The organism is Streptomyces angustmyceticus (assembly GCF_019933235.1).
Classification (GTDB): Bacteria; Actinomycetota; Actinomycetes; order Streptomycetales; family Streptomycetaceae; genus Streptomyces; species Streptomyces angustmyceticus.
In genome coordinates this window covers 2,024,751-2,047,766 of the sequence record NZ_CP082945.1, presented here as the reverse complement: position 1 = coordinate 2,047,766, position 23,016 = coordinate 2,024,751, and the positions used below count along the sequence as shown (strand labels likewise).

The window sequence follows — 23,016 nt, the reverse complement described above, 5'->3', positions numbered from 1 at the left end:
TCGCCCGTCTCCGGGCCGCACACCGCCTCGCCTGCCGGTTTGACGCGAAGGGGGGTCGGCGTGGATCCTTCGCCGAGTTCGCTTTGCGCGGAATTGAACCGGTCCGCCCGTCGGCCTGTGCGTGTGTGATGCCTCACAGGCGCGAAATTCCGGCCATCTACGCTCCGTGATCAAAATCCCCGTCGGAATGCCGGGGAAGTCCGGGTTTCCGGGGGGTGAGATCACGGGAAGTAGAGGTGGTGGGCTGCGCGAGGTGCGACATTCGGACCGTGTACGGTCCTGATCGCCATCCAAACCGATCACCTCTTCAGGGGTGCGGTTGGGTGTCGATTGAGTAACAGACCTTGATGTGAGGCAAAATCTCCGCCTCAGGTCGGGCACAAGTCCGGCCTCTCACGCGTTACGAGCGCTGAGACACCGCAGACACCCAGAGGGGGAGAGCGAAAATGGCTACGGATTACGACACCCCACGCAAGACCGACGACGACCTCAACGAGGACAGCATCGAAGAGCTGAAGTCGCGGCGGAACGACAAGTCCGCCTCGGCCGTCGACGTCGACGAGTTCGAGCAGGCCGAGGGCCTGGAGCTGCCCGGCGCGGACCTGTCCAACGAAGAGCTGGCCGTGCGCGTGCTGCCCAAGCAGCAGGACGAGTTCACGTGCATGAGCTGCTTCCTGGTCCACCACCGCAGCCAGCTCGCCGCGGAGGACAAGAACGGGCAGCCGATCTGCCGCGACTGCGCGGCCTGAGTCCGGTCCGCGCCGTGGCGGGCGTGAACCCGTTCCGCAAGGGTCCCAAGGGCGTCGAAGGCTCGGCGGCCGGCGCACGATCACGCGAGGAAACCGCGCCCGTGCCCGCCGACCCGGCCGCCCTTCCCGCGGAGCGGACCACCGGTGCACCGGAGGAGCGAGGCCGTACGGCCTCGCTCGCGTCCAAGATCGGCCGTGGTGCCGGCGCCGGCGGCAGGGTGCGGGCCATGGTCGCCGTGATCGCCGACCGGATCATGGAGACCGCCCCGCGGATCCCGGTCCGCGACCTCGCCACCCTGCGCGCCCAGTTCCCCGGACTGACCCCCGAGGACCTGGCCGACAAGCTGGTCGCGGGTGCCTGCAAGGGCACCGCCGCCGTCGGAGCGGGCGTCGGCGCGGCAGCGATGCTGCCCGTACCGCCCGCCATGCCGGCCGAGCTGGCCGCCGAGGTCACCGGCGTCGCCTCGGTCGAGATCAAACTGATCGCCGAACTCCACGAGGTCTACGGCCTGCGGCCCGCCGGGAACTTCCGGCAGCGCGGCATGGCCTATCTGGCCTCCTGGACGGAGGAGCGGGGCATCGAGATCACCAAACCGGCCTCGCTGAACGTCGCCCTCGGCGTGCAGATGAGGCGCGAGCTGCGCCAGCAGATCATGAAGCGCACGCTGCGCAACCTCCCCAACCTCACCCCGTTCATGATCGGCGCGTCCGTCGGAGCGTTCATGAACCGCAGGGACACCCGAAAGCTCGCGGAGAAGATCCGTAAGGACCTGCGCAGGAAGCAGGTTCCCTGGGACGCCCTTCCCGACTCGGCCCCGGCGCGCCCCGAGCAGGGGCCCCTCCCGCCACCGGGCGGCTGACCCGCCCGGCGCCGCCGGTCAGGACCGCCCGGCCGCCAGCGCCGCCACCAGACGCTCCGGAGCCCGCGTCGAGAGGTACGCGTACGGCGTCGGATCCTGCGGATCGGTGATCTCCACCCGCACCGCGGTACGGATGTAGCCGCGCAGCAGCATGAACGCACGGGCGTCGGCCTTGTGCGTACGCCACGCCAGCGCCTCGTCCGCGTCCAGCGCCCGCGCCTCGCCCAGCGCCGTCACCGGGATCTTCGCCTCGCCGGCGATCAGTGCGCCGCCCACCACGCGGATCCGTGCCGAGCCGTACGTGCTCACCGCCACCGAGGACAGCGCCGCGCCGCCGATCAGTCCGCCGAGCATCCACAGTGTCCCCAGGGGGAGCAGCATCAGGGCGCAGGCGACGCCGATCAGCGCGGCGATCACCCACCAGGACCGGGGCGCGGTGAGGCGTTCTTCGTACGACTGCATGGCTCCAGCTTGGCACGGCGGCGCGGCTCCCCGATGCGCGCGGGTAGGGTCTGCACTCGTGAGTGGAACTGACGAACCCAGGGCGCGGCTGACGCCACCGGCGGACGCTGTCGCCCCGGTCCGGCATGCCGACGCGCCGGCACCCGGAGAACTCCTCGGCGCGCACTACGACAGGTGCTTCGGCTGCGGCACGGGCCAGCCGCACGGCCTGCACCTGGAGGCGCGGGCCGGCGACGGCGTGAGCGTGACCGCCGAGTTCACCGTCAAGGAGGCCCACCAGGGTGCGCCGGGGCTGGCGCACGGCGGGGTGCTGGCCACCGCGCTGGACGAGACGCTCGGCTCGCTGAACTGGCTGCTGCGGGTGATCGCGGTGACCGGCCGGCTGGAGACCGACTTCGTGCGGCCGGTGCCGCTGGGCACGGTGCTGCACCTGGACGCGCGGGTCACCGCGGTGCACGGGCGCAAGATCTACTCGATGGCCGTGGGGCGCATAGACGGCCCCGACGGTCCGGTCGCGGTGCGCGCCGAGGCCGTCTTCATCGAGGTGAAGGTCGACCACTTCATCGACAACGGAAGGACCGAGGAGATCCAGGCGGCGATGTCCGACCCGGACCAGGTCAAGCGCGCGCGTGCCTTCGAGGTGAACCCGTGAGTCAGGTACGGAATCCGGTGGATGTGCTCCTGCGACGGCTGGACCCGGAGGTTCCCGTTCCGTCGTACGGGCATCCCGGCGACGCGGGCGTGGACCTGGTGACCACCGAGGCCGCCGAGCTGGCGCCGGGGGAGCGCACGGTGCTGCCCACCGGGGTGTCGATCGCGCTTCCCGACGGATATGCGGCATTTGTGCACCCGCGGTCCGGACTGGCCGCGCGGTGCGGTCTCGCGCTGGTGAATGCCCCCGGGACGGTGGATGCCGGGTACCGTGGAGAGATCAAGGTGATCGTGGTCAATCTGGACCCGCGCGAGAGCGTGCGGTTCGAGAGGTTCGACCGGATCGCCCAACTGGTCGTCCAGCAGGTCGAGAAGGTGCGCTTCCACGAGGTGGCGGAACTTCCCGGCTCGGCGCGGGCCGAGGGGGGATTCGGTTCCACCGGCGGTCATGCGGCGGTGGGCGGCTCCACGGGCGGGAATGAATACGCATCGGTCGGTGCCGACCGGGAAGGACAGTGACGTGTTCGGACGTCGCAAGAAGAACGAGGCTCCTGAAGAGTCGGTCGAGGACACCACGCTCGACGAGCACGCGGTGAGCGACGCCGATGAGGACGAGGCGCCGCACCAGCGGCTCAATCTTCCGCCCGCGCCGCGCCCCGACGGCCCCTGGGACGCCTCGGAGGTCTCCGAGCCCGGCGAGGGCCGGGTGGACCTCGGCGGGATGTTCGTGCCGGGTGTCGACGGCATGGAGCTCCGGGTGGAGGTCGCCGGTGACGCCATCGTCGCCGCGACCGTGGTGCTGCAGGACAGCGCCGTCCAGCTGCAGGCCTTCGCCGCCCCCAAGAACGAGGGCATCTGGGGCGAGGTCCGCGAGGAGATCGCCGCGGGCATCACCCAGCAGGGCGGGGTCATCGACGAGGTCGAGGGCCCGCTGGGCTGGGAGCTGCGCGCCCAGGTCCCCGTGCAGCTGCCGGACGGCACGAACGGCGTGCAGGTCGTGCGCTTCATCGGCGTCGACGGCCCGCGGTGGTTCCTGCGCGGTGTGATCTCCGGCCAGGGCGCGGTGCAGCCGCAGGCCGCGGGCGTGCTGGAGCACATCTTCCGGGACACCGTCATCGTCCGCGGCGAGGGCCCGATGGCCCCCCGGGACCCGATCGTCCTGAAGCTGCCGGACGACGCCCAGATGGTGCCGGACGGCGTCCAGCAGGACCAGGTCGAGCAGTCGCGCTTCGGCGGTGGCGTCGAGCGCCTGGAGCGTGGACCGGAGATCACCGAGATCCGCTGACACATCCGGCGGCCGGGCGGCGCGCAGGCGCCCCGGTGACGGCCGGATCGTGACGGTCATACGGGCCCGTACTCCCTCAGGGGGGTGCGGGCCCGCGGTGTTTGTGCAGGTCAGGTCGCGACGCGTAGGGAAGTCGTCAAGGGAGCGCCAATGGCCGTAAGGGACCCGTCAACGGCGGTCACATGCGGCCGGAACGGCGCTTTGCTCTAGGGGTCCGATCCGCCCCGTCCCCCTAGGAGCACACGATGGCCGACGTGGCCTTCGTCGTCGTCACGATCGCGGTCTTCGCGCTGGTGGCTCTCGTCGCCAAGGGGGTGGCGAAGCTGTGACCGTGGAGAACATCGTCGGCCTGGTCGTGGCCGTCGCCCTGCTCGGCTACCTGGTCCTCGCCCTCGTCTTCCCGGAGAGGTTCTGAGGTGTCGACTGCTGCTGCCGCGGCGGGCCAGATGAGCCCCGTTCTCGCAGGCGTGCTCCAGCTGACGGCGCTCACCGCGGCGCTCGCCCTGGCGTACCGCCCCCTCGGCGACTACATGGCCGCCGTCTACAGCTCTCCCAGGCACCTGCGCATCGAGAAGGTCGTCTACCGCTGCATCGGCGCCCACGCGGACGCCCGGATGCGCTGGCCGGCCTATCTGCGCGGCGTCCTGGCGTTCTCCGCGGTGGGGGTGCTCTTCCTCTACCTGCTGCAGCGCGTCCAGGGCGGTATGCCGCTGTCCCTCGGCCTCGCGTCGATCAGCCCGGACCAGGCGTTCAACACGGCGGCCTCGTTCGTCGCCAACACCAACTGGCAGTCCTACAGCGGCGAGCAGGCCATGGGCCACGTCGTGCAGACCGCCGGGCTCGCGGTGCAGAACTTCGTCTCCGCCGCCACCGGCATGGCCGTCGCCATCGCCCTGGTACGCGGCTTCGCCGGCGCGCGCACCGGTGACCTCGGGAACTTCTGGGCCGACCTGGTCCGCGGCACCGTACGGGTGCTGATCCCGATCGCGGTCGTCGGCGCGCTCGTCCTGGTCGCCTGTGGTGCCGTCCAGAACTTCGCCGGCATCCACGAGGTCGGCCAGTTCATGGGCGGCTCCCAGCAGACCAACGGTGGCGCGGTCGCCTCCCAGGAGGTCATCAAGGAACTGGGCACCAACGGGGGCGGTTACTTCAACGCCAACTCCGCCCACCCCTTCGAGAACCCCGGTGCCTTCACCAACCTCTTCGAGGTCTTCCTGATCCTCGTCATCCCGTTCGCGCTCACCCGGACCTTCGGCAAGCTGGTCGGGAACGTGCGGCAGGGCTACGCGATCCTCGCCACGATGGGCGTCATCTGGCTGGGCTTCACGACCCTGATGATGTGGACCGAGTTCGCCCACGGCGGCCCGGCACTGCAGGCCGCGGGCGCCGCCATGGAGGGCAAGGAGACCCGCTTCGGCATCGGCGGCTCCTCGATCTTCTCGGTGGCCACCACCCTCACCTCCACCGGCGCGGTCGACTCCTTCCACTCCTCGTTCACGGCCTTCGGCGGCGGCATCCAGCTGCTCGGCATGATGCTGGGCGAGATCGCCCCCGGCGGCGTGGGATCCGGGCTCTACGGGATGCTCGTGATGGCGGTCATCGCGGTGTTCATCGCCGGTCTGATGGTGGGCCGGACGCCCGAATACCTGGGCAAGAAGATCGGCACCCGCGAGATCAAGCTCGCCGCCTGCTACCTCCTCATCACCCCGACGCTGGTGCTCGGCTTCACCGCCGCCTCGATGGTGCTGCCGGACGCGCTGGGCTCGATGCTCAACACCAAGGCGCTGGGCGCGGGTCCGCACGGCTTCTCCGAGGTGCTGTACGCCTTCACCTCCGGCGCCAACAACAACGGCTCCGCGTTCGCCGGCCTCAACGCCAACACCCCCTGGTACAACACCACGATCGGTCTGGCGATGCTGCTCGGCCGCTTCCTGCCGATGGTATTCGTGCTCGCCCTGGCCGGTTCGCTCGCCGAGCAGAAACCGGTCCCGGTGACCGCGGGCACCCTCCGTACCGAGAAGCCGCTCTTCGCCGGGCTGCTCGTCGGCACGATCCTGATCATCACCGGTCTGACCTACTTCCCGGCGCTGGCCCTCGGGCCGCTGGCGGAGGGCCTGTCATGACCGTCCCTGTGAAACCGGAGGAGTCCGGCCCCATGTCCACCGCCACTCCGACCCGTGCCCCGCACCAGGACGTCCCCGGTGGCCACCAGCCCGGCGACGGCCGCGTGGGGGGCGGTCTCTTCGACCCCGGGCAGCTGATCACGTCCGTGCCGGACGCGCTGCGCAAACTCGACCCGCGGGTGATGGTCAAGTCCCCCGTGATGTTCGTGGTCGAGATCGGTTCCGTGCTGACCACGGTCTTCGCCTGCACCGACCCGTCCGACTGGTTCGGCTGGGCGATCGCCGCCTGGCTGTGGCTGACCGTAATTTTCGCCAATCTGGCCGAGGCGGTCGCCGAGGGCCGGGGCAAGGCGCAGGCCGACACCCTGCGCAAGGCCAAGACGGACACCGTGGCGCGCCGGCTGAGCGACAGCGGCGAGGAGCCGGTGCCGGGCACCGGACTGCGCGTCGGGGACCTCGTCGTGTGCGAGGCCGGTGACGTCATTCCCGGTGACGGCGATGTCGTCGAGGGCGTGGCCTCCGTCGACGAGTCGGCCATCACGGGGGAGTCGGCTCCGGTCATCCGTGAGTCGGGCGGCGACCGCTGCGCGGTGACCGGCGGGACGAAGGTGCTCTCCGACCGCATCGTCATCAAGATCACCACGAAGCCCGGCGAGACCTTCATCGACCGGATGATCAACCTCGTCGAGGGCGCCGCGCGGCAGAAGACCCCCAACGAGATCGCGCTCAACATCCTGCTCGCCTCGCTGACCATCGTCTTCCTGCTGGCCGTCGTCACCCTCCAGCCCTTCGCGATCTACGCGGGCGCCGAGCAGACCATGATCGTCCTGCTGGCGCTGCTGGTCTGCCTCATCCCGACGACGATCGGCGCCCTGCTCTCGGCCATCGGCATCGCCGGAATGGACCGCTTGGTGCAGCGCAACGTCCTGGCCATGTCAGGACGCGCCGTCGAAGCCGCGGGCGATGTATCGACATTGCTGCTCGACAAGACCGGCACCATCACCCTCGGCAACCGCCAGGCCGCCGAGTTCGTGCCCGTACGCGGCACCACCGAGGCCGAGGTCGCGGACGCCGCCCAGCTGTCCTCGCTGGCCGACGAGACGCCCGAGGGACGCTCGATCGTCGTGCTCGCCAAGGGGAAGTACGGCCTGCGCGAGCGCCACCAGGGTGAGTTGACGCACGCGGAGTGGATCCCGTTCACCGCCCAGACCCGGATGTCCGGTGTGGACGTCGACGGACGCAAGGTCCGTAAGGGGGCGTCCGGTTCGGTCATCGCCTGGGTGCGGGAGCGCGGCGGCGCCGTCGCCGAGGACGCCCAGCAGCTCACCGACGCCATCTCGCAGGCCGGCGGCACCCCGCTGCTGGTCGCCCTGGAGGACGCGAGCGGCCCCCGCGTCCTGGGAGTCATCCACCTCAAGGACGTCGTCAAGGACGGGATGCGCGAACGCTTCGCCGAACTGCGCAAGATGGGCATCAAGACCGTCATGATCACGGGCGACAACCCGCTGACGGCCAAGGCCATCGCCGACGAGGCGGGGGTGGACGACTTCCTCGCGGAGGCCACGCCCGAGGACAAGATGGCGCTCATCAAACGGGAGCAGGCCGGCGGCAAGCTGGTCGCCATGACGGGCGACGGCACCAACGACGCCCCCGCCCTGGCGCAGGCGGACGTCGGCGTGGCCATGAACACCGGCACCTCGGCCGCCAAGGAAGCCGGGAACATGGTGGACCTGGACTCCAACCCGACCAAGCTCATCGAGATCGTCGAGATCGGCAAACAGCTGCTGATCACCCGCGGAGCCCTGACGACCTTCTCGATCGCCAACGACGTCGCGAAGTACTTCGCCATCATCCCGGCGATGTTCGCGGTGGCCTACCCCGGCCTGGACACCCTCAACATCATGCGGCTGTCCAGCCCGCACTCCGCGATCCTCTCGGCGATCATCTTCAACGCGCTGATCATCGTCGCGCTGGTGCCGCTCGCCCTCCGGGGCGTGCGGTACCGGCCGGTCAGCGCCGACCGGATGCTGCGCCGCAACCTCGCCGTCTACGGGCTGGGCGGCCTGATCGCACCGTTCATCGGCATCAAGCTCATCGACCTGCTCCTCACTCTCCTCCCCGGAATCGGGTGACCGCCGTGAACAACTCCGTCCGCAACACCGCCCGGTTGATCGGGGCGGGCCTGCGCGCCCTGCTCGTCCTGACCGTGCTCTGCGGGGTCGTCTATCCGCTGGTGGTCACCGGAGTGGCACAGGCGGCGTTCCCGGGCAAGGCCAACGGGTCCGAGGTGAGTTCCCACGGCAGGGTCGTCGGCTCGTCGCTCATCGGACAGCGCTACGACAAAGGCACGGACAAGGCCGGCAACCCGATTCCGGACCTGAAGTTCTTCCAGCCGCGGCCCTCCGCGGGCCTGGGCAGCAACCGGGCCAACGGCGTCAACACCCGGTACGACCTCCAGGTCTCCGGTGCTTCCAACCTGGGCGCCACCAACGCCGACCTCGTCAAGGCGGTGAAGGAGCGCAAGAAGTGGGTGGCCGACACCTACGGCGTGCCGGAGTCGGAGGTCCCGGCGGACGCGGTCACCTCGTCGGGCTCCGGACTCGACCCGGACGTCTCGCCCGCCTACGCCGCGCTGCAGGCCGGCCGGGTCGCCAGGGAGAACCACCTGCCCGTCGGCACGGTGCGCCGGCTGGTCGAGCGCCACACCGACGCCCGCGTCCTCGGCTTCCTGGGTGAACCGCGGGTCAACGTACTGGAGTTGAACATCGCACTGAAGGACCTCGCCGCGGGCCGGGCCAAGGGCTGAGCGCACAGGGGTGTACGGAGGCGGCCCCCTTGGAGGAGCGTGCGGTTCTCTCCTCCAAGGGGACCGCCCGTCCTGATGCGGTGCCGGTCCAGGCGGCGGCCGGGTGACGAACTCTCGCCCGGCCGCTCTTCCCGCGTCACCAGACGTCGCCGTCGCGCCAGTCGCAGGTGAGGTCGGTGTCGAGGTCGAGCGGGGCGGACACGGTCGGGAGGACGTAGAGGCAGCCGTCCTCATCGGCGGTGCGCCGGATGCCGTGAGGGGTGAGGGCCCAGGAGGGGCCGCGCCACAGCTGCCAGCCGCGGGCGGCGTAGAAGGCCGCGGCCTCGTCGGCGGCGCCGAGCGCGCCGAGGTCGTAGCCGCTGCGCACGATCCGCTCCAGAGCCTCCATCAGGGCGGCGCCGTGTCCGCGGCCGCGGCGGTCCGCGCGGACGCCCACGCCCTCCACGTAGCCGCAGCGCAGGGCCCGGCCGCCGTGCAGCAGACGCCGCTGGACCACGGCCGCGTGCCCGACCAGCTCGCCGCCCTCATGGACGAGGGCGTGCAGGCCGCCGAGCGCGTGCTCCCAGTCCTCCGCGGTCATGTCGTCGAAGACGTCGTGGAGGAGCGCGCGGGCCGCCTCGAAGGTGCCGGCGTCCAGGTCGGAGGTGTGGACGATGCGCACCTCGGGCGTGCGGGGCGTCGTCGGATGTGCCTCGGTCATGAGAGGCATCGTCGCAGCCGGCCGGAGCCCCGGCGAGGGCATTTTTCCGGCCATGGCGCCTCGTTCCGTCGGCCGTCCGCCCGATCCTCCCCGCCTCGGCGGCCCGGCCCTGCCCGCCTCGGCGGTCCGGTCCTCAGCCGCTGCCGCCCGCCCGTATCAGAGTCGCGTCAAGACCGGCCGCCAACTGGGCGACTGCCCCTTTTGTCCAGTTGTCCGGTCGGTAGGGTCGCAGCAGGTTCAGCCCGGTGGGGGCGGCTTTCACGTAAGACAATGGGGCCATGGCACGCGGCAAGCTACGGATATACCTCGGCGCGGCACCGGGCGTCGGAAAGACGTACGCGATGCTGTCCGAGGCGCACCGGCGCGTGGAGCGGGGCACGGACGTGGTCGTGGCGTTCGTCGAGCACCACGGCAGGCCCCGTACGGAGGTCATGCTGCACGGGCTGGAGCAGATCCGGCGCCGGGAGCTGGCGTACCGCGACACCGTGTTCACCGAAATGGACGTGGACGCGGTCCTGGAACGCGATCCGGCCGTGGCGCTGGTCGACGAGCTGGCGCACACCAACGTCCCCGGTTCGCGCAACGGCAAGCGCTGGCAGGACATCGAGGAGCTGCTGGAAGCGGGGATCGATGTGATCTCGACCGTCAACATCCAGCACCTGGAGTCACTCGGGGATGTCGTCGAGTCGATAACGGGGGTGCGGCAGCGCGAGACCGTGCCCGACGAGGTCGTCCGCAGGGCCGATCAGATCGAGCTTGTCGACATGTCGCCCCAGGCGATCCGCCGCCGTATGGCGCACGGCAACATCTACCAGCCCGACAAGGTGGACGCCGCCCTGTCCAACTACTTCCGGCCGGGCAACCTCACGGCGCTGCGCGAGCTGGCGCTGCTGTGGGTCGCCGACCGGGTGGACGAGTACCTGCAGGAGTACCGGGCGGAGCATTCGATCCGCTCCACCTGGCAGGCGCGCGAGCGCATCGTCGTCGGACTGACCGGCGGGCCGGAGGGCCGTACCCTGATCCGCCGCGCGGCGAGGATGGCGGCCAAGGGTTCGGGCAGCGAGGTGCTCGCCGTCTACATCGCCCGCAGCGACGGGCTGACCTCGGCCTCGCCCAAGGAACTCGCCCTTCAGCGGACCCTGGTGGAGGACCTGGGCGGCACGTTCCATCACGTCATCGGGGACGACATCCCCAGCGCGCTGCTGGAGTTCGCGCGCGGGGTCAACGCGACCCAGATCGTGCTGGGCTCCAGTCGCCGCAAGACCTGGCAGTACGTCTTCGGGCCGGGCGTGGGGGCCACCGTCGCCCGTGAGTCCGGGCCCGACCTCGATGTGCACATCGTCACCCACGACGAGGTCGCCAAGGGCCGGGGGCTGCCGGTGGCCCGCGGCGCGCGGCTGGGCCGGACCCGGATCATCGCCGGCTGGCTCGTCGGCGTCGCGGGCCCGGTCCTGCTCTCGCTGCTGCTGACCGGCATGGTGAACGGCCCCGGGCTCGCCAACGACGTGCTGCTCTTCCTCTTCCTGACGGTCGTCGCCGCGCTGCTCGGCGGGCAGCTGCCGGCGCTGGCGTCCGCCGCGGTCGGCTCGCTGCTGCTGAACTTCTACTTCACGCCCCCCACCCACACCCTCACGGTCGACGACCCCAAGAACATCGTCGCCATCGTCATCTTCTTCGCGGTGGCCGTCTCGGTCGCCTCCGTGGTGGACCTCGCCGCCCGCCGCACCCATCAGGCGGCCAGGCTGCGCGCCGAGTCGGAGATCCTCTCCTTCCTCGCGGGCAGCGTGCTGCGCGGGGAGACGACCCTGGACGCCCTGCTGGAGCGGGTGCGGGAGACCTTCGGCATGGAGACGGTGGCCCTGCTGGAGCGGGCCGGCGACGTCGAGCCGTGGACCTGCGCGGGCCGGGCCGGCGGCGACCACGGCAAGCCGCTCCTGCGCCCCGAGGACGCCGATGTCGACATGCCCGTGGGCGACCACATGGCGCTGGCGCTGACCGGCCGGGTGCTGCCGGCGGAGGACCGCCGGGTGCTGGCCGCGTTCGCCGCCCAGGCCGCCGTCGTCCTGGACCGGCAGCGGCTGGTGGGCGAGGCGGAGCGCGCCCGGGAGCTGGCCGAGGGCAACCGCATCAGGACGGCGCTGCTGGCCGCGGTCAGCCACGATCTGCGGACCCCGCTGGCGAGCATCAAGGCGTCCGTGACGTCCCTGCGCTCCGACGACGTCGCCTGGTCCGAGGAGGACGAGGCGGAGCTGCTGGCGGGCATCGAGGCGGGCGCCGACCGGCTGGACCACCTGGTCGGCAACCTCCTGGACATGTCCCGGCTGCAGACCGGCACGGTCACCCCGCTGATCCGCGAGATCGACCTCGACGAGGTGGTGCCGATGGCGCTCGGCGGCGTCCCGGAGGGCAGCGTCAGTCTCGACATCCCCGAGGAGCTGCCGATCGTCGCCGTCGACCCGGGGCTGCTGGAACGCTCGGTCGCCAACCTGGTGGAGAACGCCGTGAAGTACAGCCCGGACGGGACGCAGGTGCTGGTCTCGGCCAGCGCGCTCGGCGACCGGGTGGAGCTGCGGATCGCCGACCGCGGCCCCGGGGTGCCGGACAGCGCCAAGGACCGGATCTTCGAGCCCTTCCAGCGCTACGGCGACGTCCCGCGCGGCGCCGGGGTGGGCCTCGGGCTCGCGGTGGCGCGCGGCTTCGCGGAGGCGATGGGCGGCACGCTCGCCGCCGAGGACACCCCCGGCGGCGGGATGACGATGGTCCTCACGCTCCGGGCCGCGGCCGGCCGCCCGCCGGCCAGGCCCGATCTTCCCGCCCGGGCCACGACATGAGCCGGGCCGCACGGACCACCCTCACCCCACCCCCGGCGGGCCCGCCCCGCCGGCCGACGACACCACGAGGAGAACGCCAGTGAACCGGGTGCTTGTGGTCGATGACGAGCCGCAGATCGTCCGCGCCCTCGTGATCAACCTGAAGGCGCGCAAATACGAGGTCGACGCGGCCCCCGACGGAGCCACCGCGCTCAAGCTCGCGGCCGCCCGCCACCCCGATGTGATCGTCCTCGACCTCGGGCTGCCGGACATGGACGGCGTCGAGGTGATCAAGGGGCTGCGGGGCTGGACCCGGGTGCCGATCCTGGTGCTCTCCGCCCGGCAGACCTCCGACGAGAAGGTGGAGGCGCTGGACGCGGGCGCGGACGACTACGTCACCAAGCCGTTCGGCATGGACGAGCTGCTGGCCCGGCTGCGGGCGGCGGTGCGCAGGGCCGAGCCGACCGGGCCCGCCGACGCCGAGGTGATCGTGGAGACGGAAGGTTTCTCCGTCGACCTCGCCGCGAAGAAGGTCAACCGAGGCGGCCGGGACATCCGGCTCACCCCCACCGAATGGCATCTGCTGGAGGTCCTGGTCCGCAACGCGGGCCGGCTGGTCAGCCAGAAACAGCTGCTCCAGGAGGTCTGGGGACCCTCGTACGGCACCGAGACCAACTACCTGCGGGTCTACATGGCCCAGCTCCGCCGCAAGCTGGAGAGCGACCCCTCGCACCCGAAGCACTTCATCACGGAGCCGGGGATGGGCTACCGCTTCGAGCAGTGAGGCGGCGGCGCAGACCCGTAGCACCGCCGCCCGCGGCGGGCCGCGGCTTTGTGAGGCGGGTGCGAAGTCCGCGTGCGGGCCGTGATCGGGAGACCTGGCCACCGGTACGCTGGGGCCATGAGTGCTGGGACCCGTTCCGAGAAGCCGGCAGGTCGTTTCCGCCGGCTGCTCGACAGGCTGTCCTCCTCCGAGGAGGAGCTGCAGTCCGCCGAGCTGCAGCAGGATGCGCAGGACGCGGGGTGCACCCGTATCTGCGACTGTGACGACCGGCAGATAGTGAAGGTCACCGGCACCCTGCGGCATGTGACGCTGCGGCCGCGCGCCGGTGTGCCCGCGCTGGAGGCGGAGCTGTTCGACGGTTCCGCGGCGCTCGACGTGGTGTGGCTCGGCCGCCGCTCCATCGTCGGCATCGAGCCGGGCCGTAAGCTCATCGCCTCGGGCCGGGTCTCCCTGAGCCACGGACGCCGGGTGCTCTTCAATCCGAAGTACGAACTCCGACCGCTCGGACAGGAGTAGCCGGTGACGTCTCACGACCGACCGACCACTGACGCGGATGCCGACCTCGATGCCTCCGCAGGCCCTTCGACCGCCCCGCCAGGGACGGACGAACCAGGGGCCGCCGACCGGCAGGTGACCGAGGCGGCGCTGTTCGAGGCGTTCGGCGGCGTACGCGGCATGGTGGAGACCGTCGCCCCCGGCCTGCTGTTCGTCACCATCTTCACGATCAACAAGGATCTGCACCTCGCGGCGATCGCCGCGCTGGCGGTCTCGCTGGTGCTGGCCGCGGCCCGCCTGATCCGCAGGGACACCGTCAAGCACGCCTTCGGCGGCGTCTTCGGGGTGGCCTTCGGCGTGGTCTTCGCGATGATGACCGGCAACGCCAAGGACTTCTATCTGCCGGGGATGCTCTACACCCTCGGACTGGCCCTCGCGTACATGATCACCACGGTCGCGGGGGTCCCGCTGATCGGGCTGATCCTGGGCCCGGTGTTCAAGGAGAACCTCTCCTGGCGCACCCGCAACCCGGGACGGAAGAAGGCGTACGCCAAGGCCAGCTGGGCCTGGGGACTGATCCTCTTCGCGAAGTGCGCGATCCTCTTCCCGCTGTACTGGTGGGCCGACACCACGCAGCTCGGCTGGGTGCTGATCGCGCTGAAGATCCCGCCCTTCCTGCTCGCGGTCTACCTCACGTGGGTCTTCCTGGCGAAGGCTCCGGCGCCGATCGACGTCTTCGCCGAGATGGAGGCGAAGGAGCAGGCCGAGAAGGAGGCGGAGGAGCGGCGCCGGGGCGAGTACCCGGACCTGGCGTCCGAGGCCGGGGCGGAGGGCACCGACGAGCAGCCGCGACGGGCCCGCCACCGCCGCTGACGCGACGGCACACACCTGCGCCCGGGGCCCGGGAACCAGTCGGTTCCCGGGCCCCGGGCGTTGCTCATGGCCGGTGGGGACGCCATGGCCGCGTGCGGCAGCCATGGCGCGCCCCGGGTGGACCGCCGGTCCGGTCGGCGCTACGCGTCCTCGCGCCGCATCGAGAGCAGGTCCTCCAGCTGCTCCTCGCGCGACTGGGCCGCCACGAACAGCAGCTCGTCGCCGGCCTCCAGCGCGTCCTCCTTGTTGGGCGTGAGCACCCGCGTACCGCGGATGATCGTCACCAGGGAGGTGTCCTCGGGCCACTCCACATCGCCGACCCGGGTACCGGCCAGCGCGGCCTCCGGGGGCAGCGTCAGCTCGACGAGGTTGGCGTCGCCGTGGCTGAAGCGCAGCAGCCGGACGAGATCGCCCACGCTCACCGCCTCCTCGACCAGGGCCGACATCAGACGCGGCGTGGAGACCGCGACATCCACGCCCCACGACTCGTTGAACAGCCACTCGTTCTTCGGGTTGTTGACCCGGGCGACCACCCGCGGCACGCCGTACTCGGTCTTGGCGAGCAGCGAGACGACGAGGTTGACCTTGTCGTCGCCGGTCGCCGCGATGACGACGTTGCAGCGCTGCAGCGCCGCCTCGTCCAGCGAGGTGATCTCGCAGGCGTCCGCCAGCAGCCACTCCGCCAGCGGCACCCGCTCGACCGAGATGGCGGTCGGCGCCTTGTCGATGAGCAGGATCTCGTGCCCGTTCTCCAACAGCTCGCCCGCGATGGAACGGCCCACCGCGCCGGCGCCTGCGATCGCGACCCTCATGCGTGCGCCCCCTCAGGACCCGTGGCGAATGCCGCTTCGACCTTCTCGACCTCGTCGGTGCGCATCATGACGTGCACCAGATCGCCTTCCTGCAACACGGTCTGGGAGGTCGGCAGGATCGCCTCGCCCAGCCGGGTGAGGAAGGCGACGCGGACGCCGGTCTCCTCCTGGAGAGTGCTGATCTTGTGGCCGACCCAGGAGGGGGAGGTGTGCACCTCCGCGAGCTGGACGCCGCCGCTCGGGTCCCGCCACAGCGGTTCGGCACCCGAGGGCAGCAGCCGGCGCAGCATCTGGTCGGCGGTCCAGCGGACGGTGGCGACGGTCGGGATGCCCAGGCGCTGGTAGACCTCGGCGCGGCGGGGGTCGTAGATACGGGCCGCGACATTCTCGACACCGAACATCTCACGGGCCACCCGGGCGGCGATGATGTTGGAGTTGTCACCGCTGGAGACGGCCGCGAAGGCGCCCGCCTCCTCGATGCCGGCCTCGCGCAGGGTGTCCTGGTCGAAGCCGACGCCGGTCACCCGGCGGCCGCCGAAGGACGAACCCAGGCGACGGAACGCCGTCGGGTCCTGGTCCACCACGGCGATGGTGTGACCCTGGCTCTCCAGGGTCTGCGCCAGCGCGGAGCCCACGCGCCCGCACCCCATGATGACGATGTGCATGCTGATTACCCCGTGCCCTGTACTAGCGCGCTGACCTGCACAAACACCCTGCTCACTACTTTCTTCTCCCAGTACCGGCGACACGGAGCCACGGCTCGCGACAGGACCGGGCGCGACAGCGGGGGCGCTGGGCGCACCGTGGTCCGGTACAACCGTAGCCGTAATGGCGCTCCCGGTAGGGGGCGCGGTGGGCCGTGGTCGGATGCGGATCCGCGCCGTCCGCGCGACGGCGTCCCGCGCCGGGCTGCGCCGCCCGGCACCCGTGAGGCACGCTACGAGGTGTGCCCAACCTGCCTCTCCAGCCCCAACAGGGCTACTGCACCCCGCACATGGTGGTCTGCGGCGACGATGCGCTGGCGCGCCGGCTCGCCGCCGAGCTCCGGGACGTCTACGGCGAACGGGTGACGCTCGTCGTCCCGTCCGCCCGGGAGCCGCACAGCCCCCGGATCCCGCCGCCGGCCCGCGCGCTCGACCGGGCCACCGCGCTGCTGGGCCGGATGTCGGCGGCGATGACGCGGACGACCCCGCTGCCGCCCGAAGACCCCGACGACGGCGCGGAGGCGCGGGAGGAGACCGTACGGGTCCTGGAGGCGGCGCAGCCGGACGACGCCGCACTGGCCGCGGCCGGCGTCGCCGGGGCGGACGCCCTGGCGCTGGTCTACGACGACGATGAGCTCAACATCCACGCCGCGCTGCGGGCCCGCAGGCTCAACCCCCGGCTGCGGCTGGTCATCCGGCTCTACAACCGCAAACTCGGCCAGCATCTGGAGGAGTTGCTCGACCAGGCGGCCGCGGTCGCCGCCCTGGAATCCGACGACGACGGGGACGCGGAGGCCGTGGACGCCTCGACGACCGTCCTGTCCGACGCCGACACCGTGGCCCCCGCGCTGGCGGCCGCCGCGGTCGCCGGGACCAGCAAGGTCATCGAGGCGGACGGGCTGCTGCTGCGCGCCGTGGAGCGTACGCCGGTGCCACCGGGCCGGCCCGGCGGTCCGGGGCTGTGCACGCTGGCGCTGCTCTCCGCCTCCGCCAACGACCCCGAGGAGGCACCGAGTTCGGCGGCCGGCGACGAGGGCCCCGTCCTGCTGCCGGACGACGCCACGGCCGCGGACGCCGTCGGCTGCGGAACCGTCGTGCTGGAGACCGTTTCCTACACGGGGCGGCCGGTGCGCCGCCGCCGGCTCCGCGGCCGGGGCGCCCCGCTCGCCTCCCTCTTCTCCCGGCGGCTGCGCTGGTCCCTGGCCGCGGTCGTCGGCGCGGTGCTGGCGCTGGCCGTCGCCGGCTCCCTGTCCACCGGCGAGGACCCGGTGCACGCCGCCTACCTCTCGCTGCTGGACCTCTTCGCGATCAACGACCCGGCGACCCACGACCCGACGCCCCGCAAGGTGCTGCAACTGCTGTCCGGACTGACCGGCCTGTTGCTGCTGCCGGTGCTCGTCGCGGCGGCGCTGGAGGGGCTCGGTACCTTCCGCAGCGCCTCGGCCCTGCGCCGCCCGCCACGCGGCCTCGCGGGACATGTGGTCCTCCTCGGCCTCGGCAAGGTCGGCACCAGGGTGCTGGCGCGGCTGCACGAGATGGGCATCCCCGTGGTGTGTATCGAAGGGGACCCGGAGGCGCGGGGCATCGCACTGGCCCGCCGGCTGCGGGTGCCGACCGTTCTGGGCGACGTCACCCACGAAGGTGTCCTGGAAGCCGCGATGATCGAGCGCGCGGCCACCCTCCTCGCCCTGACCAGCGAGGACACCACCAACCTGGAGGCCGCCCTCTACGCCCGCTCGGTCCAGCCGCGGCTGCGGGTGACCCTGCGGCTGTTCGACGACCGGTTCGCCACCGCCGTCTACCGCACCCTGCGCGCCGCGCACCCGCGGGCGCTGACCCGCAGCCGCAGCGTCAGCTACCTGGCGGCGCCCGCCTTCGCCGGCGCGATGATGGGCCGCCAGATCCTGGGCGCCATTCCCGTCGAGCGCCGGGTGCTGCTGGTCGCCCGGGTAGAGGCGCGCGGCCATGTGGCGCTGGAGGGCCGTACGGTCGCCGAGGTGCTCCGGCCGGGCCGGCTGCGGGTGCTGGCGGTCGACACCTCCGCACCGGACGACCCGGACCCGGACGGCACGGCCGCCGCGTCGCCACCGGACACGGAACGCGAGCCGGCCCACCTGGTGCACGAGCTCGGCGACGGCTACGTCCTCCGCCCCCAGGACCGGGTCCTGCTGGTCGCCACCCGGCAAGGACTGGGCGATCTGCACGGCCGGCGCCACGGGGGAGCAGGGGCCGGGGCCGATGCCGGCTCCGGGGGCGCGACTGGGGCCGATACCGGGGCCGGGGGAGCCCGGCAGGGGTGAATCACGGGCACGCGGGGTGACCCGACGGCGGGTGACCTAGCGGCCCTGGGGGTGAGTTTCCGGTGCCTGTGTTGACCCTCTGACGGGTGACTTGCCGGCATGTGGGGGTGAGCTACCGGCACGCGAGGGTGACCTGCCGGCACGCGAGGGTGACCTGCCAGGCACGTGGAGGTGACCTGCCGGCACCAGAGGGTGACTTGCACCTTGCGTCCGTGACGGCCGGCGCCACATCGTGGCGGGCACAGTCCTCCGCGTGACTGTTCACCTCGCCCCGTGACAGTTCTCATTGCCCTCGTGACAGCTTGTGTCATCCCCGTGACGGGGCGCGTCAGCATCCGTGACGAACGCCACGAATGCCGCCCGCCCGGGCCGTACCGTGCGCGTGACGTGCGAATCCTGTGGAGGCGAGGGGCCGCGATGCGCCCCTCAGCAGGGCAGACGTGCCCCGCTGGGCGCGCCGCGCTCCGCGCCGAAGCCACCCGATCCGGTAGCGGGTGGGCGCAGACCTTGACGAAGGCTTAGCATCCTCTGCGTGTCCAAACTGACCGACGTGCCCAAACGGATCTTGATCGGGCGCGCACTGCGCAGCGACAAGCTCGGGGAGACCCTGCTTCCCAAGCGCATCGCACTACCCGTCTTCGCCTCCGACCCGCTCTCCTCCGTGGCCTATGCGCCGGGCGAGGTGCTGCTCGTCCTGTCCGTCGCGGGTGTGTCTGCGTACAACTTCAGCCCCTGGATCGCGGTCGCGGTCGTGGTGCTGATGTTCACCGTCGTCGCGTCGTACCGGCAGAACGTGCACGCCTACCCGAGCGGTGGCGGTGACTACGAGGTCGCCAACACCAACCTCGGCCCCAAGGCCGGTCTCACCGTCGCCAGCGCCCTGCTCGTCGACTATGTGCTGACCGTCGCGGTCTCCATCGCCTCCGGCGTGGAGAACCTGGGCTCCGCGATCCCGTTCGTCGTCCAGCACAAGACCCTGTGCGCGATCGCCATCATCGTGCTGCTGACGCTGATGAACCTGCGCGGCGTCAAGGAATCGGGCAAGCTCTTCGCGATCCCGACCTACGTCTTCGTGGCCGGCGTCTTCATCATGATCGCCTGGGGAGTGATCCGCGGCGTCGTCCTGGGCGACACGATGAAGGCCCCCACCGCGGACTTCACCATCCACGCGGAACAGGGCGGCCTGGCCGGCTTCGCCCTCGTCTTCCTCATGCTGCGCGCCTTCTCCTCCGGCTGTGCCGCGCTCACCGGCGTCGAGGCGATCTCCAACGGCGTCCCGGCCTTCCGCAAGCCGAAGTCCAAGAACGCTGCGACCACCCTGGCCCTCATGGGCGGGCTGGCCGTCACCATGTTCTGCGGCATCATCGGCCTGGCCATGGCCACCCACGTGCGGATGGCCGAGAATCCGGCCACCGACCTGCTCCAGAACGGCAAGCCGATCGGCTCCGGCTACACCCAGAACCCGGTCATCTCGCAGGTGGCCGAGGCGGTCTTCGGCAAGGGCAGCTTCCTGTTCGTCATCCTGGCCGCCGCCACCGCACTGGTGCTGTTCCTCGCCGCCAACACCGCCTACAACGGCTTCCCGCTGCTCGGCTCGATCCTCGCCCAGGACCGCTACCTGCCGCGCCAGCTGCACACCCGCGGCGACCGCCTGGCGTTCTCCAACGGCATCGTCCTGCTGGCCGGCGCCGCCGCGATCCTCGTCTACCTCTACGGCGCGGACTCCACGCGCCTCATCCAGCTCTACATCGTCGGCGTCTTCGTCTCGTTCACGCTCAGCCAGACCGGCATGGTCCGTCACTGGAACCGCCACCTGCTCGGCGAGACCGACCCGGCCAAGCGCCGCCGGATGCACCGCTCCCGCGCCATCAACGCCTTCGGTGCCTTCTTCACGGGCCTGGTCCTGGTCGTCGTCCTCCTGACGAAGTTCACCCACGGCGCCTGGGTCGCGCTCCTCGGCATGGTCATCTTCTTTGTGACGATGTCCGCGATCCGCCGCCACTACGACCGGGTCGCCGACGAGATCGCCGCCGAGGAGACCCCCGACGACGACGTGGTCCGCCCCTCCCGGGTGCACTCCCTCGTCTTGGTCTCCAAGGTGCACAAGCCCACCCTGCGTGCCCTGAACTACGCCAAGCTGATGCGCTCCGACAGCCTCGAAGCGGTCAGCGTGGACGTCGACCAGGCCGACACCAAGGCCCTGCGGGAGGAGTGGGAGCGCCGCGGCATCGAGGTGCCGCTGAAGGTGCTGGCCTCCCCGTACCGCGAGATCACCCGGCCGATCATCGACTACGTCAAGTCGCTGCGCCGGGAGAGCCCGCGCGACGCGGTCTCCGTCTACATCCCGGAGTACGTCGTCGGCCACTGGTACGAGCACCTCCTCCACAACCAGTCCGCACTGCGCCTCAAGGGCCGCCTCCTCTTCACCCCCGGCGTCATGGTCACCTCCGTGCCCTGGCAGCTGGACTCCTCCGAGGCCGCCAAGCTGCGCGCCCGCAAGCGCGCGGAGTGGAACGCCCCGGGTGCGGTCCGCCGCGGCCCGGTCACCCAGCCGAAGAAGGAGAAGGCGGCTCCCAAGAAGTAGAACGGCCGCCCGCCCGGCGCGGGGGTGGTCGCGCGGGTGCCGTAGGGCACGGGGCGGGGCGACCGGGGACGGCAGGACGGGCACCGGGGCACGACACGTCGGGACGTAGACTTGACGGTCGGCGTCCCGCCGCCCGCCCGGCCGCACCGCGTGCCCGGACTCACCCGTCTCGCCCCGCACCACCCACCACAGGAGCCCTCCCGCCATGCAGGCAGAACCGAAGAAATCGCTGGTCGGCGAGGAGTACGAGGTCGAGGTCGGCCCGGTCGCACACGGCGGCCACTGCATCGCCCGCACCGACGAGGGCCAGGTCCTCTTCGTCCGGCACGCCCTGCCCGGCGAGCGGGTGATCGCCCGCGTCACCGACGGCGAGGAGGGCGCCCGCTTCCTGCGCACCGACGCCGTGCAGATCCTCACCCCCTCCAAGGACCGGGTCGAGGCCCCCTGCCCCTTCTCCGGCCCCGGCAAGTGCGGCGGCTGCGACTGGCAGCACGCCGCCCCCGGCGCCCAGCGCCGCCTGAAGGCCGTGGTCATCGCCGAACAGCTGGAGCGCCTGGCCGGACTGTCGCCGGACGAGGCCCACTGGGACGGCACCGTCGAGCCCGCCCCGGGCGACAAGGTCGCCAAGGGCGAGGTCCCCGCCTGGCGCACCCGCGTCCAGTACGCCGTCGACGCCGACGGCCACGCCGGGCTCCGCAAGCACCGCTCCCACGACATCGAGCCGGTCACCCACTGCATGATCGCCGCCCCGGGAGTCTCCGAACTCGGCATCGAGAAGCGCGAGTGGCCGCAGATGGCCACCGTCGAGGCGATCGCGGCCACCGGCTCCCACGACCGCCAGGTCATCCTCACCCCGCGCCCCGGCGGCCGCCTCCCCATCGTCGAACTCGACAAGCCGGTCTCCGTACTGCGCGTCGGCGAGAAGGACGGCGGCATCCACCGCGTCCACGGCCGCCCCTTCGTCCGCGAACGCGCCGCCGACCGCACCTGGCGGGTCGGCAACGGCGGCTTCTGGCAGGTCCACCCGAAGGCCGCCGACCTCCTCGTCGAAGCCGTCATGCAGGGCCTGATGCCCAAGAAGGGCGACATGGCCCTCGACCTGTACTGCGGCGTCGGCCTCTTCGCCGGCGCCCTCGCCGAACGCGTCGGCGACAAGGGCGCGGTCCTCGGCATCGAATCCGGCAAGCGCGCCGTCGAGGACGCCCGCCACAACCTCCAGGACCTCGACCGCGTCCGCATCGAACACGGCAAGGTCGAGGCCGTCCTGCCCCGCACCGGCATCACCGACGTCGACCTCGTCGTCCTCGACCCGCCCCGCGCCGGCGCCGGCAAGCAGACCGTCACCCACCTCGCCTCCCTCACCCCCCGCCGCATCGCCTACGTCGCCTGCGACCCGGCAGCCCTGGCCCGCGACCTCAAGTACTTCGCCGAGGCGGGCTACGCGCCACGACGGATGCGGGCCTTCGACCTGTTTCCGATGACGCACCACGTGGAGTGCGTCGTGGTGCTGGAGCGGTCGGCCAAGAGCGCCTGACCTGCCGCTGCTCTACGGGTGCGCATGATGAGCGGCGTGGGCGTTACGGGCCGAGTCCCGACACTGCACTGACGCTCGGGACGCTCATCTCCCGCCCGCCCCGCTGGTCCGACGACGGTGCGTCCCACTGCCCTTGCTGACCGTGCAGATCGCGCGCGTCGGACAGTGCGACAGGCGGACAGCCCGGATGTGACGTACGCGGGCTCGGGGGCCTCTGCTCCTCCGGGCTCAGCTCCGGGACGGCTGGAACCACCGGGCACCCCCCGAGTCGTGCGCAGGCATAGGATCGTGTAAGTTCTACGAGTTGCCACGGAGTCATCAGCCCCACGGCAGCCATCCGCCGCTTCGCGGCACACCACTACTGCACGGCCCCTCACCGGGACCAATTTCGGCATGCCGAAATTCGACCGTGACGTGATTATGCGTCAACGAGGAATTCCGCTAACGTAGTGATCACGCCGAAAGGCGCGGCCGAGCAAATAGG

The 23,016-nt window shown here is 71.4% G+C and carries 20 protein-coding genes; 16 read left to right on the top strand and 4 right to left on the bottom strand.

The window, feature by feature from the left end; translation table 11 throughout:
• The first annotated feature begins 446 nt into the window (after positions 1-446).
• Positions 447-749 (top strand): DUF4193 domain-containing protein, encoded by a 303-nt coding sequence (locus K7396_RS09360; protein WP_003982531.1) that lies wholly within the window; start codon positions 447-449, stop codon positions 747-749.
• A gap of 14 nt (positions 750-763) precedes the next feature.
• Positions 764-1,609: a hypothetical protein gene (locus K7396_RS09355; protein WP_373866967.1), complete on the top strand. Its 846-nt coding sequence runs from the start codon at positions 764-766 to the stop codon at positions 1,607-1,609.
• Positions 1,610-1,627: 18 nt separating this feature from the next.
• On the opposite strand, the gene K7396_RS09350 is transcribed toward K7396_RS09355, so the two are convergent.
• Positions 1,628-2,071, bottom strand: a complete 444-nt coding sequence (locus K7396_RS09350) for a DUF3093 domain-containing protein (RefSeq protein ID WP_086718405.1) — start codon at positions 2,069-2,071, stop codon at positions 1,628-1,630.
• 58 nt (positions 2,072-2,129) lie between these two features.
• Between K7396_RS09350 and K7396_RS09345 the strand changes: the two genes are divergently transcribed.
• The 7 genes from K7396_RS09345 (at position 2,130) to kdpC (ending at position 8,936) form a co-directional block, all read left to right on the top strand.
• Entirely contained in the window at positions 2,130-2,723 is a 594-nt protein-coding gene (locus K7396_RS09345) for a PaaI family thioesterase (RefSeq protein WP_086718404.1), read from the top strand.
• The gene (gene dut / locus K7396_RS09340; RefSeq protein WP_086718403.1) at positions 2,720-3,241 is read left to right on the top strand and encodes a dUTP diphosphatase; all 522 of its coding nucleotides are present in this window, start codon (positions 2,720-2,722) and stop codon (positions 3,239-3,241) included. The genes K7396_RS09345 and dut overlap by 4 nt, the downstream gene beginning before the upstream one ends.
• Position 3,242: 1 nt before the next feature.
• Entirely contained in the window at positions 3,243-4,007 is a 765-nt protein-coding gene (locus K7396_RS09335; protein ID WP_086718402.1) for a DUF3710 domain-containing protein, read from the top strand.
• 325 nt (positions 4,008-4,332) lie between these two features.
• A complete protein-coding gene (gene kdpF, locus K7396_RS09330; RefSeq protein WP_018543380.1) occupies positions 4,333-4,422 on the top strand; it encodes a K(+)-transporting ATPase subunit F in 90 nt (29 codons plus the stop codon).
• A 31-nt stretch (positions 4,423-4,453) separates the two neighbouring features.
• Complete coding sequence (gene kdpA / locus K7396_RS09325; RefSeq protein WP_086718401.1) at positions 4,454-6,130, top strand: potassium-transporting ATPase subunit KdpA; 1,677 nt, start codon at positions 4,454-4,456, stop codon at positions 6,128-6,130.
• A gap of 32 nt (positions 6,131-6,162) precedes the next feature.
• Positions 6,163-8,262, top strand: coding sequence for a potassium-transporting ATPase subunit KdpB (gene kdpB / locus K7396_RS09320; RefSeq protein ID WP_086718400.1), 2,100 nt, complete (start codon positions 6,163-6,165; stop codon positions 8,260-8,262).
• A gap of 5 nt (positions 8,263-8,267) precedes the next feature.
• On the top strand, positions 8,268-8,936 hold the full coding sequence (kdpC, locus tag K7396_RS09315) for a potassium-transporting ATPase subunit KdpC (protein WP_373866968.1): 669 nt from the start codon (positions 8,268-8,270) through the stop codon (positions 8,934-8,936).
• A 136-nt stretch (positions 8,937-9,072) separates the two neighbouring features.
• Here the strand turns inward: kdpC and K7396_RS09310 are convergent, their stop codons facing one another.
• Positions 9,073-9,645 carry a GNAT family N-acetyltransferase gene (locus K7396_RS09310; RefSeq protein WP_373866969.1) on the bottom strand — a complete coding sequence of 191 codons (573 nt, stop codon included), beginning with the start codon at positions 9,643-9,645 and terminating at the stop codon, positions 9,073-9,075.
• A 269-nt stretch (positions 9,646-9,914) separates the two neighbouring features.
• Here K7396_RS09310 and K7396_RS09305 point away from each other — a divergent pair, with 269 nt between their 5' ends.
• The 4 genes from K7396_RS09305 to K7396_RS09290 all read left to right on the top strand — a co-directional run bounded on the left by K7396_RS09305 (position 9,915) and on the right by K7396_RS09290 (position 14,598).
• Entirely contained in the window at positions 9,915-12,467 is a 2,553-nt protein-coding gene (locus tag K7396_RS09305) for a sensor histidine kinase (protein WP_086718397.1), read from the top strand.
• Between the two features lie 79 nt (positions 12,468-12,546).
• Positions 12,547-13,230, top strand: a complete 684-nt coding sequence (locus K7396_RS09300) for a response regulator (RefSeq protein ID WP_030993540.1) — start codon at positions 12,547-12,549, stop codon at positions 13,228-13,230.
• 117 nt (positions 13,231-13,347) lie between these two features.
• Positions 13,348-13,746, top strand: coding sequence for an OB-fold nucleic acid binding domain-containing protein (locus K7396_RS09295; RefSeq protein WP_030088861.1), 399 nt, complete (start codon positions 13,348-13,350; stop codon positions 13,744-13,746).
• 3 nt (positions 13,747-13,749) lie between these two features.
• A complete protein-coding gene (locus tag K7396_RS09290; RefSeq protein ID WP_152105084.1) occupies positions 13,750-14,598 on the top strand; it encodes a DUF3159 domain-containing protein in 849 nt (282 codons plus the stop codon).
• A gap of 140 nt (positions 14,599-14,738) precedes the next feature.
• Here K7396_RS09290 and K7396_RS09285 read toward each other — a convergent pair whose 3' ends face one another.
• Together K7396_RS09285 and K7396_RS09280 are read right to left on the bottom strand one after the other, a co-directional pair.
• Complete coding sequence (locus tag K7396_RS09285; RefSeq protein ID WP_026170356.1) at positions 14,739-15,410, bottom strand: potassium channel family protein; 672 nt, start codon at positions 15,408-15,410, stop codon at positions 14,739-14,741.
• Complete coding sequence (locus K7396_RS09280; protein WP_086721044.1) at positions 15,407-16,075, bottom strand: potassium channel family protein; 669 nt, start codon at positions 16,073-16,075, stop codon at positions 15,407-15,409. The genes K7396_RS09285 and K7396_RS09280 overlap by 4 nt, the downstream gene beginning before the upstream one ends.
• 329 nt (positions 16,076-16,404) lie before the next feature.
• Here K7396_RS09280 and K7396_RS09275 point away from each other — a divergent pair, with 329 nt between their 5' ends.
• The 3 genes from K7396_RS09275 (at position 16,405) to K7396_RS09265 (ending at position 22,532) form a co-directional block, all read left to right on the top strand.
• Positions 16,405-18,414 carry a potassium channel protein gene (locus tag K7396_RS09275; protein WP_152105087.1) on the top strand — a complete coding sequence of 670 codons (2,010 nt, stop codon included), beginning with the start codon at positions 16,405-16,407 and terminating at the stop codon, positions 18,412-18,414.
• Positions 18,415-18,946: 532 nt separating this feature from the next.
• Positions 18,947-20,998: an APC family permease gene (locus K7396_RS09270; RefSeq protein WP_152105085.1), complete on the top strand. Its 2,052-nt coding sequence runs from the start codon at positions 18,947-18,949 to the stop codon at positions 20,996-20,998.
• Positions 20,999-21,203: 205 nt separating this feature from the next.
• Complete coding sequence (locus tag K7396_RS09265) at positions 21,204-22,532, top strand: class I SAM-dependent RNA methyltransferase (protein ID WP_152105086.1); 1,329 nt, start codon at positions 21,204-21,206, stop codon at positions 22,530-22,532.
• Positions 22,533-23,016: the final 484 nt, after the last annotated feature.